11 protein-coding genes and 1 pseudogene are annotated in these 11,648 nt (G+C 64.2%); 5 read left to right on the top strand and 7 right to left on the bottom strand.

The window, feature by feature from the left end; genetic code table 11:
• Together X751_RS146440 and X751_RS146445 are read right to left on the bottom strand one after the other, a co-directional pair.
• The gene (locus tag X751_RS146440) at nucleotides 1-624 is read right to left on the bottom strand and encodes an HD domain-containing protein (protein ID WP_023745169.1); all 624 of its coding nucleotides are present in this window, start codon (nucleotides 622-624) and stop codon (nucleotides 1-3) included.
• 14 nt (nucleotides 625-638) lie between these two features.
• On the bottom strand, nucleotides 639-1,562 hold the full coding sequence (locus tag X751_RS146445) for a 3-keto-5-aminohexanoate cleavage protein (RefSeq protein ID WP_023668863.1): 924 nt from the start codon (nucleotides 1,560-1,562) through the stop codon (nucleotides 639-641).
• Between the two features lie 78 nt (nucleotides 1,563-1,640).
• Between X751_RS146445 and X751_RS146450 the strand changes: the two genes are divergently transcribed.
• On the top strand, nucleotides 1,641-2,621 hold the full coding sequence (locus tag X751_RS146450; protein WP_023668864.1) for a GlxA family transcriptional regulator: 981 nt from the start codon (nucleotides 1,641-1,643) through the stop codon (nucleotides 2,619-2,621).
• Between the two features lie 61 nt (nucleotides 2,622-2,682).
• Here X751_RS146450 and X751_RS146455 read toward each other — a convergent pair whose 3' ends face one another.
• Together X751_RS146455 and xylA are read right to left on the bottom strand one after the other, a co-directional pair.
• On the bottom strand, nucleotides 2,683-2,886 hold the full coding sequence (locus X751_RS146455) for a hypothetical protein (RefSeq protein WP_023684278.1): 204 nt from the start codon (nucleotides 2,884-2,886) through the stop codon (nucleotides 2,683-2,685).
• Between the two features lie 205 nt (nucleotides 2,887-3,091).
• Nucleotides 3,092-4,417: a xylose isomerase gene (xylA, locus tag X751_RS146460; protein ID WP_023684279.1), complete on the bottom strand. Its 1,326-nt coding sequence runs from the start codon at nucleotides 4,415-4,417 to the stop codon at nucleotides 3,092-3,094.
• A 113-nt stretch (nucleotides 4,418-4,530) separates the two neighbouring features.
• On the opposite strand from xylA, the gene X751_RS146465 reads away from it, so the two are divergent.
• A complete protein-coding gene (locus X751_RS146465; RefSeq protein WP_023745168.1) occupies nucleotides 4,531-4,893 on the top strand; it encodes a nuclear transport factor 2 family protein in 363 nt (120 codons plus the stop codon).
• 191 nt (nucleotides 4,894-5,084) lie between these two features.
• Here X751_RS146465 and xylB read toward each other — a convergent pair whose 3' ends face one another.
• The 3 genes from xylB to X751_RS146480 all read right to left on the bottom strand — a co-directional run bounded on the left by xylB (nucleotide 5,085) and on the right by X751_RS146480 (nucleotide 8,594).
• The gene (gene xylB, locus X751_RS146470; protein WP_023745167.1) at nucleotides 5,085-6,539 is read right to left on the bottom strand and encodes a xylulokinase; all 1,455 of its coding nucleotides are present in this window, start codon (nucleotides 6,537-6,539) and stop codon (nucleotides 5,085-5,087) included.
• An 81-nt stretch (nucleotides 6,540-6,620) separates the two neighbouring features.
• Nucleotides 6,621-7,946 carry a tetratricopeptide repeat protein gene (locus X751_RS146475; RefSeq protein ID WP_023745166.1) on the bottom strand — a complete coding sequence of 442 codons (1,326 nt, stop codon included), beginning with the start codon at nucleotides 7,944-7,946 and terminating at the stop codon, nucleotides 6,621-6,623.
• A 24-nt stretch (nucleotides 7,947-7,970) separates the two neighbouring features.
• Nucleotides 7,971-8,594, bottom strand: coding sequence for a LysE family translocator (locus X751_RS146480; protein WP_023745165.1), 624 nt, complete (start codon nucleotides 8,592-8,594; stop codon nucleotides 7,971-7,973).
• Between the two features lie 229 nt (nucleotides 8,595-8,823).
• Here X751_RS146480 and X751_RS146485 point away from each other — a divergent pair, with 229 nt between their 5' ends.
• From X751_RS146485 to X751_RS146490, 3 genes and pseudogenes are all read left to right on the top strand, one after another.
• The gene (locus X751_RS146485; RefSeq protein ID WP_023668871.1) at nucleotides 8,824-9,591 is read left to right on the top strand and encodes a L,D-transpeptidase; all 768 of its coding nucleotides are present in this window, start codon (nucleotides 8,824-8,826) and stop codon (nucleotides 9,589-9,591) included.
• 99 nt (nucleotides 9,592-9,690) lie between these two features.
• Nucleotides 9,691-10,871, top strand: a pseudogene (locus tag X751_RS11680) (diphosphate--fructose-6-phosphate 1-phosphotransferase).
• Entirely contained in the window at nucleotides 10,871-11,635 is a 765-nt protein-coding gene (locus X751_RS146490; protein WP_050588119.1) for an MBL fold metallo-hydrolase, read from the top strand. The pseudogene X751_RS11680 and the gene X751_RS146490 overlap by 1 nt, the downstream one beginning before the upstream one ends.
• Nucleotides 11,636-11,648 lie beyond the last annotated feature (13 nt).

Below are 11,648 nucleotides of genomic sequence, written 5' to 3'. Positions count from 1 at the left end.
TCAGGCTCCGCTTCTTGTCTTGTCGGTTTCGGGGTCGATGAGAGGCACGCGCTCGCCGACGCGGATCACGGAGGGGTCGTAGGCCTTGCGGGCGAAGACTTCGAGCACGAACTGGCGGAAGAATGCGATCGGCAGCGTGTCGTAGTCCGGGTCGAAGCTCGACTGGTCCCAGCGTTCGCAAAACTGGTCGCAATCGTCGAAATAGGCATGGCCGGCGAAGCGGTCGCGGGCGTGACGGTTGCCGCCGAGATGATGGGCATAGTAGAGCCGCTGGAAGTCGCCGTGCTTTTCCACCACCCAGGTGCATTGCTCGCGCACGAAAGGCTTCAGGATCGAGGCGGCGTATTCGTCGTGATTGTACGGTGCGTAGATGTCGCCGATGTCGTGCAGCAGCGCGCAGGCGATCCAGTCGGTGTCGGCGCCGTCGCGCCAGGCCCGCGTCGCCGCTTGCAGCGAATGGCCGAGCCTGGTGATCTTGTAGCCCGACAGGCCTTCGTCGAGTTGCACCAGTGCGTCGAGCAGCCGCTCGCCGGTCCTGGCGGCATAGTCGATCTCATGGGCGGTCAGGAACTCATAGTCTTGCCTGTCGCCATCCTTCATCGCAGTGAATTTGACGGTAGCCATGATCCGCTCCCGTCTTAAGCAGCCGCTGCGATCGGCGCCCGCTTGGTGAGGTTGAGCTTCCTGCGCACTTCCTCCGGCCCCAAAATCCTGGCGCCGAGATTGGTAACGATGCTGGCCGCGCGCTCGACGAGCTGCGCATTGGTGGCCAGCACGCCCTTGTCGAGCCAGAGATTGTCTTCGAGACCGACGCGGACATTGCCGCCGGCGAGCACTGCAGCGGCTGCATAGGCCATCTGGTTGCGGCCGATGGCGAAGGCCGACCAGTTCCAGGTCGACGGCACGTTGTTAACCATGGCCATGAAGGTGTTGAGGTCGTCCGGCGCCCCCCACGGCACACCCATGCAGAGCTGCACCAGCGCGTCGGGATTCAAGACCTTTTCTTCGACCAGCTGCTTGGCGAACCAGAGGTGGCCGGTATCGAAGGCTTCGATCTCCGGCTTGACGCCGAGCGCCGTCATCATGCCGCCCATTGCGCGCAGCATGCCGGGCGTGTTGGTCATGACATAATCGGCCTCGGCGAAGTTCATGGTGCCGCAATCCAGCGTGCAGATTTCCGGCAGGCACTGGCGCACATGTTCCATGCGGTTGGTGGCGCCGCCCATGTCGGTGCCTTTTTCATTGAGCGGCAGCGGCGCTTCCGGTGAGCCGAACACCATGTCGCCGCCCATCCCGGCGGTCAGGTTCAGGATCACATCGACTTCTGCCGCGCGGATGCGGTCCGTCACTTCGCGGTAGAGATGGACATCGCGGCGCGGCTTGCCGGTCTCGGGGTCGCGGACATGGCAGTGGACGATGGCGGCACCGGCCTTGGCCGCATCGATCGCCGAATCGGCGATCTGCTTGGGCGAGCGTGGCACATGCGGGGAGCGGTCCTGCGAGCCGCCGGACCCGGTCACGGCACAGGTAATGAAAACCTCACGGTTCATCGCGAGCGGCATGGACATCTCCTCCCCATAGAAACAGACCCTAACAATGACCGACTTGCCGGAAACTGTTTTGCAATTTACGAAGCTCTCGTGATCAAAAGCGAAAAACCGACCATCTTTCGCGCTGAGCGATCGCCGCTCAAGGTGACGCTGCTGGTGTTTTCAGGCTCGTCCATCATGTGCGTGGCGTCGACCGTCGACCCGCTGCGCGCCGCCAACCGCATCTCAGGCGAGACGCTGTTCGATTTCAAACTGGTCTCGGTCACCGGCGAGGCGCCGGTCACCACATGCGGCCTGCCGGTGGCGGTCAGGGGCCGCTTCGATGCGGCCGAGCCGACCGACGTGCTTGTCGTCGTCGCCGGCTTCGGCACCCAGAATTACGCGACATCGGCTCTGCTTTCCGGATTACGGCGAGCGGCCCGCGCGGCTCGCGCCTGCGGCGGCGTCGAGGCCGGCACATGGCTGGTGGCGCGCGCCGGCCTCCTCGAAGGCCGCAGCGCCACCACCCATTGGGAAGACATGGAGGATTTTTCCTCCGCCTTTCCCGGCGTCGACGTGCGTCCGGACCGCTACGTCATCGACGGACCGGTGTTCACCTCGGGCGGGGCGTCGCCGACCTTCGACCTGATGCTGCATCTGATCCGCACCCGGCTCGGCATGGCCGTCGCGCTCGATGTCGCCAGCGTCTTCATCTACGACCAGGCGCGCGCCGCGACCGACGCGCAGCCGCTGGTCTCGCTCGGCCGGCTCGACGGCTACGACCCGCGTCTGGCGCAGGCTATCCGGCTGATGGAATCGCATGTCGACCAGCCGCTGACCATCGACGCGGTGGCAAAACGCGCCGGGGTGACGGCGCGGACATTGGAGAGCATTTTTCGCAAGTCGATCGGCGAGACGCCGGGCGCATATTATCTCAGGCTTCGGCTGGGCGCGGCGCGGCGGCTGGTGGTCGACACGCGGATCGCCATGGCGGATATTGCCGGGCGGACGGGGTTCTCGTCCGCCGCGGCATTTTCCAGAGCGTTTTCAAGAGCGTTCGGCGAAGCCCCGGTCAGGCTGCGCCGAGGTTGATGCATGTCGCCCAAAAGTGTGTCGCGGTTTTGGGATTACGACATGCACAGACAAAGGGAGATCAGGCTGCGTTCTGTCGATCGCTGCCGGCGTCCATCTGCGAGCGCATCTGCCTCGCCAGACGGACTTCAAATCGGCTGCTGACAGCACGATCCCATTCGTTTTTCACGCTGTCGGTCGGCCGCGGCAGCGCCATCAGCCGGTCGATGATCGATCCGGTCTCGCCGGATGAGAGCAGGGCGTTGATTTCGCGTTCATGCTGCATATCGGTTCGCCTCCTTCCTTTTCACCCGCCACAACCGCATCCTTATACGAGATACGTGACGGCAGTTTGAAGGCAAGAGCGAGGTCATTGAGGGGCGCCAAAGGGCAAACCCTTGTCGTCGGATAGGGTCTTGCGCAAACCCCATTCCGGGGCGGCCGGAATGTTATCCAGCCACCCTTGAGCACAACGAATCGGCTTTCCGCCCTCAGACGTAGCGGTTGACGATGTTTTCCAGCAACTCCTGGCGGCCGGAGCGTGGCTGCGGCTCGATCTTCTTCTTCACCACGCGCTCGGCGATGTCTTCCAGCGAGCGCTTGCCCGACAGCATCGCCTTGCCCTCGGCCGTGTTCCAACCGGCATAGCGCTCGGCCAGCGGACCCGACAGCGCCTTGTCCTCGACCATCTTGGCGGCTGCCTTGAGACCTCGTGCGCAGGAATCCATGCCGCCGATATGGCCGATCAGCAGGTCCTGCGGGTCGAGCGACTGGCGGCGCAGCTTGGCGTCGAAATTGGTGCCGCCGGTCTTGAAGCCGCCGGCCTGCAACACCTGGTAATAGGCCAGCGCCATCTCCGGCACATTGTTGGGGAACTGGTCGGTGTCCCAGCCCGACTGGTAGTCGTTGCGGTTCATGTCGATCGAGCCGAAGACGCCGAGCGCATTGGCCAGCGCCAGCTCGTGCTCGAAGGAATGGCCGGCAAGAATCGCGTGGCCCTGCTCGATGTTCAGCTTCACTTCCTTCTCCAGCCCGAAGCGCTTGAGGAAACCGTAGACCGTGGCAACGTCGTAGTCGTACTGATGCTTGGTCGGCTCCTGCGGCTTCGGCTCGATCAGGATCGTGCCTTTGAAGCCGATCTTGTGCTTGTAGTCGACGACGAGACTGAGGAAGCGCCCGGCCTGCTCCTGCTCGCGAGCAAGATCAGTGTTGAGCAGCGTTTCATAGCCCTCGCGCCCGCCCCACAGTACATAATTCTCGCCCTTCAGCCGCTTCGTGACGTCGATGCAGCTTTTCACCGTCGCCGCCGCATAGGCGAAGACATCCGGATCGGGATTGGTGGCGGCGCCCGACATGAAGCGGCGGTTGGAGAACAGGTTGGCCGTGCCCCAGAGCAGTTTGACGCCGGTCTTCTTCATCTTGGCGGCAAAATAGTCGGCGATCTCGTCGAGCCGCGCGGCACTTTCGGAGAAATCCTTGCCTTCCGGCCGCACGTCGGCGTCGTGGAAGCAGAAATAGGGCGCGCCGAGCAGCGAGAACATCTCGAAGGCGACGTCGGCTTTCAGCTTGGCCAGTTCCATCGTGTCGACGCCGCCAGCCTTGGGAAACCAGGGCCGGTCGAAGGTCTGGCCGCCAAAGGGATCGCCGCCCGGCCAGGCGAAAGAATGCCAGTAGGCGACGGCGAAGCGCAGATGGTCTTCCAGCCGTTTGCCGGCCACCACCTCGTCGGGATTGTAGAAGCGGTAGGCCAGCGGATTGGTGGAATCCGGCCCCTCATACTTGATCGCTTTGATGTCGCCGAAAAATCCGCTGCTCATGATTTCTGTCCTCTCTCGAATAGTTCACCCTGATTACCTCAGGCGTAATTGGTTTCGCTCTCGCTTGGGGTGAAAAGCCTCGTGTCAAAGCCACTCAACGAAGGAGACAGACCATGACCGACCTCAATACGATCGCCCAGAACTACATCACCGCCTGGAACGAGGCCGATGCGGATCGCCGTGCCGAACTGCTCAAGGCCACCTTCACCGAAGACGTCAGCTACCGCGATCCGCTCATGCAGGGCGACGGCCACGCCGGCGTTGCTGGGCTGATCGACGGCGTACAGCAGCGCTTCGCCGGCTTCCGGTTCTCGCTGAAGGGTACGCCGGACGGGTTTGGCGACCGCATCCGCTTCTCGTGGAATCTTGGGCCGGAAGGCGTGCCGTCGGTTATCGAAGGCACCGATATCGGTGTTGTCGAAAATGGGCGCCTGAAGAGCGTCACCGGGTTTCTGGACAAGGTGCCGGCGCAGTGATCGATTAAGGGTGGCGCGAGACACCCCCCTCTGCCCTGCCGGGCATCTCCCCCGCAAGGGGGGAGATTGGCTGGCATCCACGCCTTCGCTAATCACCCACCTTACAAGACTGGCATACCCGCCGACGCTGCCGATCTCCCCCCTTGCGGGGGAGATGCCCGGCAGGGCAGAGGGGGGTGCCTCGCGCCGACTCACGCGGTCATGCCTTTGATCGCCGGGTATAGCGCCCGGTAGCGCTGGTACGCATCGGCATACGCCCCGCCAAGCGCAGCATCCGGCTCGATCGTCGCATCCGTCCTCGGCGCCGTGCACACCGCCAGCGGATCAGCCCCTGTCGCCGCGATCAGACCAAGCCTCGCCGCGCCAAAGGCAGCACCGAAATCGCCGTCGGCCGGAATGTCCACGGGCACCTGCAGCGCCGTAGCGATCGCCTTCAGCCAGTAGCGCGAGCGCGAGCCGCCGCCGATTGCCGTCACCCGCGTCAAATCCGTGCCGGCGGTCTTCAAGGCTTCGAGACTGTCGCGGAATGCGAAGGCGACGCCTTCAAGCACGGCCTGCGTCAGCACCGCGCGGCTCGACTCATGCGCCAGTCCGGTGAAGGACCCACGAATGGCGGAATCATTGTGCGGCGTGCGCTCGCCCGAGAGATAGGGCAGGAACGACACCCCGCTCGGCGCTTTCAGCACATCGCCAAGTTCGGCGGTCAATTCGCCGGCCTTCTTGCCTGAAATCTCCGACAGCCAGTTCAGCGAATCGGTCGCAGACAGGATGACCCCCATCTGGTGCCAGGTGTTGGGCAGGGCATGGCAGAAGGTGTGCACCGCGCTTGCCGGATTGGGCAGGTAGGAAGCGTTGGCAGCAAACAGCACGCCAGATGTGCCCAGCGACACAAAAGCGTGGCCGGCGCCGACCGTGCCCATGCCGCAGGCCGAAGCAGCATTGTCGCCGGCGCCGCCGGCAACCGGGGTGCCCGATGCTATGCCCCAGCTGGCGGCCAGTTCGGCGCGCAAGGCTCCGGCCTTCTCCGTGCCTTCGACCAGCGACGGCATCTGCCTTTCGTCGAGCGATGTCGCCGCAAGCAACTCGGGGGACCAGCGCCGTTTGCCGACATCGAGCCAGGAGGTGCCGGCCGAGTCGGACATTTCTGAGATATGCTCGCCGGTCAGCCACAGCCGCAGGAAATCCTTCGGCAAAAGCACCTTCGCCACTTTGGCGAAGACGGAGGGCTCATTGTTCTTCACCCAGGCGAGTTTCGGCGCCGTGAAGCCGGGGAAGACGATATTCCCGGTGAGTTGGCGAAAGCGCGGGTCGGCATCCAGCGCGGCGGCCTCAGCGTGGCTGCGCGTATCGTTCCACAGGATGCAGGGGCGCAGCACCTGGTCGCCGGCATCGAGCAAGGTGGCGCCATGCATATGGCCGGAAAGGCCGATGCCCTTGACCGCGGCAAGCTCTTTCGGGTGCGACGTTTTCAGCTCGGCGATGGCCGTCTCGCAGGCGCGGATCCAGTCGGCGGGGTTTTGTTCGGACCAGCCGGGATGCGGCCGCGATACGTCAAGCGAAGCATGGCCGGAGCCGATGATCTTCTGCCCGGCATCGATCAACAGCGCCTTGACGCCCGACGTGCCGAGATCGAGGCCGAGATACATGCATTCCTCCCATTGCCATTAATTTTTTCGGGTCTCGAAAAAATCTGGCTTGCCAGTTTTTAAAACAAGATCCGCCGCGGGTCAATTCTCTGACAAATTGGCGGCGCGTTGCGAAAACAGCGCCGACAGCGGACTGTCCGGCCGGACCAGTGCGCGCTCGGCCGTCAACGCCCAGGCAAACGCCGTGTCGCCGGCGCGCAACGCCGCCTCGATCAGCGTGAGATCAATCACATCGCGCTGGGCGTGGCTGCCGCCAAAGCGATGGGCAATGGCGCGGACCGGTCGGATCAGGCGCACCGCTTCGCTGTAATTGCCCTCGCCGAATGCCTTGATGCCTTCCGTCAGTGGCTGGCCGACATCCCGGGTAAAGGCGGCGTTGTCGTCGCTGCCGCGCATCGCCTCGTGCTGGGCTTCGAGCAAGATCTTGACCGGCGCTTCGAGACCGGCGCCGACGAATGCCATCATCGCATGCGCATCGTTGAAGGCGTAATTGCCGGCTCCAGCCTTCGGCGCCCAGTTGGCAGCGAGCGCTGCCCAGCGGTCGCCGACATCGACACCGCCGAGATAAAGCCGCCACAGGATCGCAGAGGCGTCGACCATGTTCAGCGCCAGCGTCGAACGCTCGCCATAGATCGGCCCGTCATAGAGCTTGAGCACCTCGTCGGTCTCGCCGAGATCGTAGTGGAACAGCGCCAGATGCCACCAATTATGCACCTGCAGGAAGCTTTCCTTCGTCCACGCCCCGGGGTTGGCGCGCATCCAGGCGATGCCGTCCCGTTGCCGGCTCTGCATCTCCATGACATGGGCGACCGCATGCTGCGCCCAGCCGTCTCGCGGCTCGATCTCGATCGCCTGTCGGCCGAAACTTTCGGCTCTGATATAGTCGCCCATCTCCTCGAGACCGAAGGCCTGCATACCGAGAATGGCGTGGTAACCTGGCATGCCGCTCTGCCAGGACGGCAGCGCGCGGCTGATACGGTCGCGCAGCATGCGGGCATTGCCGGTGAAGAAGTCGATCTGGTGGCCGACCTGCAACGCCACCGCGTCGAGCGGGTTGTCGATGGCGATATCTTCGAGCAGGCGCGCGGCGTCATGCCAGCGTCCCTCGGCAAGGTGGCCAAGGGCCGCCACATGCGCCTGTTCGCGCGGCGTCGCGGCAAGCGGCAGTGCCGCAGCATGGCATGCCTGGGTGACCGCCATTGCCTCGCGTTCGGTGGCGAGGCCGAACAGATACCCCTTGAAGACATGCGCCATGACGAAACCGGGATCCGCCGATATGGCGCGGTCAACGGAGCCGACCGGGTCGCCGACGAAGCATTGCAATTCATGAACGGCCTGGCTGTAGGGTGAAAACCCGGCCTCGGTCGCGCCCGAAAACATTAGGCCGAATGGATCTCTTACTGCCATATCGGCCCTGATGCTCCGCAGTTCCTAATTGCCCGAGCGCATCGCCACCGTGGCGATCCCGGCGCCGACCAGCAGCGTGCCGCCGGTGCGGTTGAAGATGCGGATCGCCTTGGGGTTGCGTACGACGTTGCGGGCGCGCGCCGCAACCAGCGCGTAGCCGAAGGCATTGGCGAAGGCGAGCGCCAGGAAGGTCGCTTCGAAGATCAGCATCTGTGTCCAGAAATCGGCTTCCCGGTTGAGGAACTGCGGCAGGAAGGCGACGAAGAAGGTGATGCTCTTCGGGTTGAGTGCGGTGACCAGCCAGGCGTGCGCCATCATCTTGGCGGCCGAGACGGCATCTGTGCGTGGTTCGGCTTTGAGCGCGCCGCCGGCGCGAAACAGTTTTACCCCGAGATAGATCAGATAGCAGGCGCCGATCAGCTTCAGAATGGTGAACACGGTCGCCGACGCGGCCAGCAGCGCGCCGATGCCCAGCATCGACAGGGTCATGGCGGTGAAGTCGCCCAGCGCCACGCCGACGGCCATCGGCAAGGCGGTGCGCCAGCCCTGGCCCAGCGCATAGGACACGACCAGAAGAATGGTCGGGCCGGGAATGATGAGCAGAACGGTGGAGGCGGCGGCGAAGGCGGCCCAGTTTTCGAACGACATCTTTGTCTCCTTGAGCGCAAAGAAAAGGATAAATCCTCGTGTGCGGAGGAATGTAAAGAGCCCTCTCCCAAAAATGCACGGCGGACCATTTCGCCAGATCGCTGCGGCTATTGGCGGCACAGGCTTAAGACCGGTCGTTGGGCCTTCACCCTTTTTCAACCATGTTTGGCGAAACTGCCTGCCATCCGGCCGGACCGTGTTTCCCGCCGACAGCGTAGGGTTTGGGTGCATGCGTGAGTTGCCGCAGAATGTGACGCCGCCAGCAAATGGCGACGCAAACGAGACCGAACATCTCTATTCCCGCCGCTTCGTCCTGTCAGGGGCCGGCGCCATGACGCTGCTCGGCATGGCCGGCTGCAGCACTTCGACGCTCGAGCTGCCGCAATTCCAGCTGGATGACACGGTCACCGGCTCGGTGCGGCCGATCCGTCCGGCGATCAGCGTCGACAAGAACGTCACCGGCCCTGATGTCATGTACGCCTCGCTCAACGATGGCGGCTTCGAAGTGCCGGCGGTGCCCTATCAGAAGGTCAAGCCGGAGTTCCGCCGCCAGATCGTCGTCAACGAGACCGGCGAGGCGCCCGGCACCATTGTCGTGCATCTGCAGGAGCGAAAGCTCTATCTGGTGCAGGAGGGCGGCGACGCCATCCGCTACGGCGTCGGCATCGGCAAGGACGGCTTCCGCTGGTCCGGCCGCGCCAACATCCAGTACGGCAAGGAATGGCCGACCTGGACGCCGCCGCCGGAGATGATCCAGCGCAAGCCGGAACTGGTGAAATGGCAAAACGGCCAGCCCGGTGGCCTCACCAACCCGCTCGGCGCACGCGCCCTCTACATCTACCAGGACGGCAAGGACACCGGCTACCGCATACACGGTTCGCCGGAATGGGCGAGCATTGGCCAGGCGATGTCGTCGGGCTGCGTGCGCCTGATCAACCAGGATATCATCGACCTCTACAGCCGCGTTTCCAAGAAGAACCCGGTCGTGGTCGTCTGATCCTGTGCGGCGGTTTGGCGCCGCTGGAAACTCCCGTTGCGCGATGCGGCAAGCTAGGCCAAGGTGCCTTGAAAACCACAGCGCCGGGAGAGATCGAGCATGGCTGGAACGTTTGTCATCGCACAGGGCGGCGGCCCGACCGCCGTCATCAACCAGACGGTTGTCGGGGCCACGCTGGAAGTCCGCAAGCGCCATCCCGGCGCCAAGGTGCTGGGCTCGCTCCACGGCGTGCGCGGCATTCGTGACGGCAACTATGTCGACCTCTCCGCCATCCCAGAGGACCGGCTGCGGCTGATCGCCGGCACGCCGAGTGCCGCGCTCGGCTCGACACGCGACAAGCCCGACGCTGCCTATTGCGAAGTCATCCTCAACGGGTTGAAGAAGGCCGGCGCCGACGCTTTCATCTACATCGGTGGCAACGACACGTCGGGCACGCAGCAGATTCTGACCGACGCCGCCGGCGGCAGCATTGCTTTCGTCCATGCGCCAAAAACCATCGACAACGACCTCGAGGAAAACGACCACACGCCGGGCTTCATCTCGGCGGCCGAATTCGTCGCCGGCGCCTTCCTGTCCGTCGATCTCGATTTCCGCGCATTGCCCGGCATCTATGTCGGCATCGTAATGGGTCGGCATGCCGGCTTCCTCACCGCGGCGGCTGCAGCCTGGCAGCTCGATCCCGACAGCGGCCCGCATCTGGTCTACGTGCCGGAACGGCCGTTCTCCGCCGCCGGTTTCATCGACGACGTGCGCGCCACGCTCGACCGCCACAAGCGTTGCATCGTCGCCGTCTCCGAAGGAGTCAGCACCGCCGACGGCAAGGCGCTGGTCGAAAGCCTGGTGCCGCCGGACAAGCTCGAGCGCGACGCGCATGGCAACGTCAAACTGTCGGGCAGCGACCTGCCGTCAGCTCTGGAACGTGCGCTCGCCGAAGGCCTGCCGGGCAAGCGCGCCCGCGTCGATGCGCTTGGCTACATGCCGCGCGGCTATGTCGGCGCGATCAGCGCCGTCGACGCGCGGGAGGCTTTCGACGCCGGCGCCTTCGCGGTTGCCGTTGCCGGCGAAGGCGGTGGCTCGGTGGCGCTGCAATATGACGGCACGAAAACCGTGCTGAAGAAGGTGCCGCTGAAGAACGTCGCCGGCAAGACGCGCCATATGCCCGACGATTTCATGAAGCCCGATGTCAACCAGCTGTCGGAAGCGGGCATGGCTTACCTGAAGCGGCTGGGGCCNAGCGGCTGGTGCCGGAAAAATACAAGGTGGGAAAGCCCTTCGTCTGATGGGCGGCCGTTTTGGCGGCACCCGTTTTGGTGGCGAGCGCGTTGTCGGCGACTGGTTCGGCAAGACGATCATCGACGACCGCACGACGATGCTGACCGAGCCGTTCGTGCATGATTTCGTGCGCGCCAACATCTGGCATTTCAGGGGACGCGACGCCGACCTGCTGGTCGACACCGGCATGGGCATCTGCCCGCTGGCGCCTGAAATCGACACGCCCGAGGGCAAGCCGCTCATCGTTGTCGCCACCCACATCCATCTCGACCATGTCGGCTCGCTGCACGAGTTTCCGCTGCGCGCCGGGCCGCGGCACAGTGCCGAGCATTTCGAGACCATGAACGATCAGGTGACCTACGCCTACATGTTCAACAATCTCGACGGCGCCGTTTCGAAATTGCCGGCGCCGGGCTGGACGGCGGCCGACTACAAGATCCCGCCGGCGCCGCTGACGCGCACGCTGGACGAGGGCGACATCGTCGACCTCGGCGACCGGCAGTTCCGCGTCCTGCATCTGCCCGGACATTCGCCGGATTCGATCGCTTTGTTCGAAGAGACGGACGGGTTGTTCTTTGCCGGCGACGCCATCTACGATTCCATGCTGATCGACGACCTGCCGGATTCCTGCCGGCCTGATTATCGCCGTACCATGCAGCGGCTCCTCGATCTGCCTGTCCGTCTCGGCCATGGCGGCCATGGGCCGAGCTTCGACGGCAACCGGATGCGCGAGATCGCCACAACCTATCTCAGGCGCACCGAAGGCCGCTGACGACATTGTGATC

This window comes from Mesorhizobium sp. LNJC394B00 (assembly GCF_000502555.1).
Taxonomy (GTDB): domain Bacteria; phylum Pseudomonadota; class Alphaproteobacteria; order Rhizobiales; family Rhizobiaceae; genus Mesorhizobium.
The sequence above is the reverse complement of the archived record's forward strand: the minus strand, read 5'-3'. Positions and strand labels throughout refer to the sequence as shown.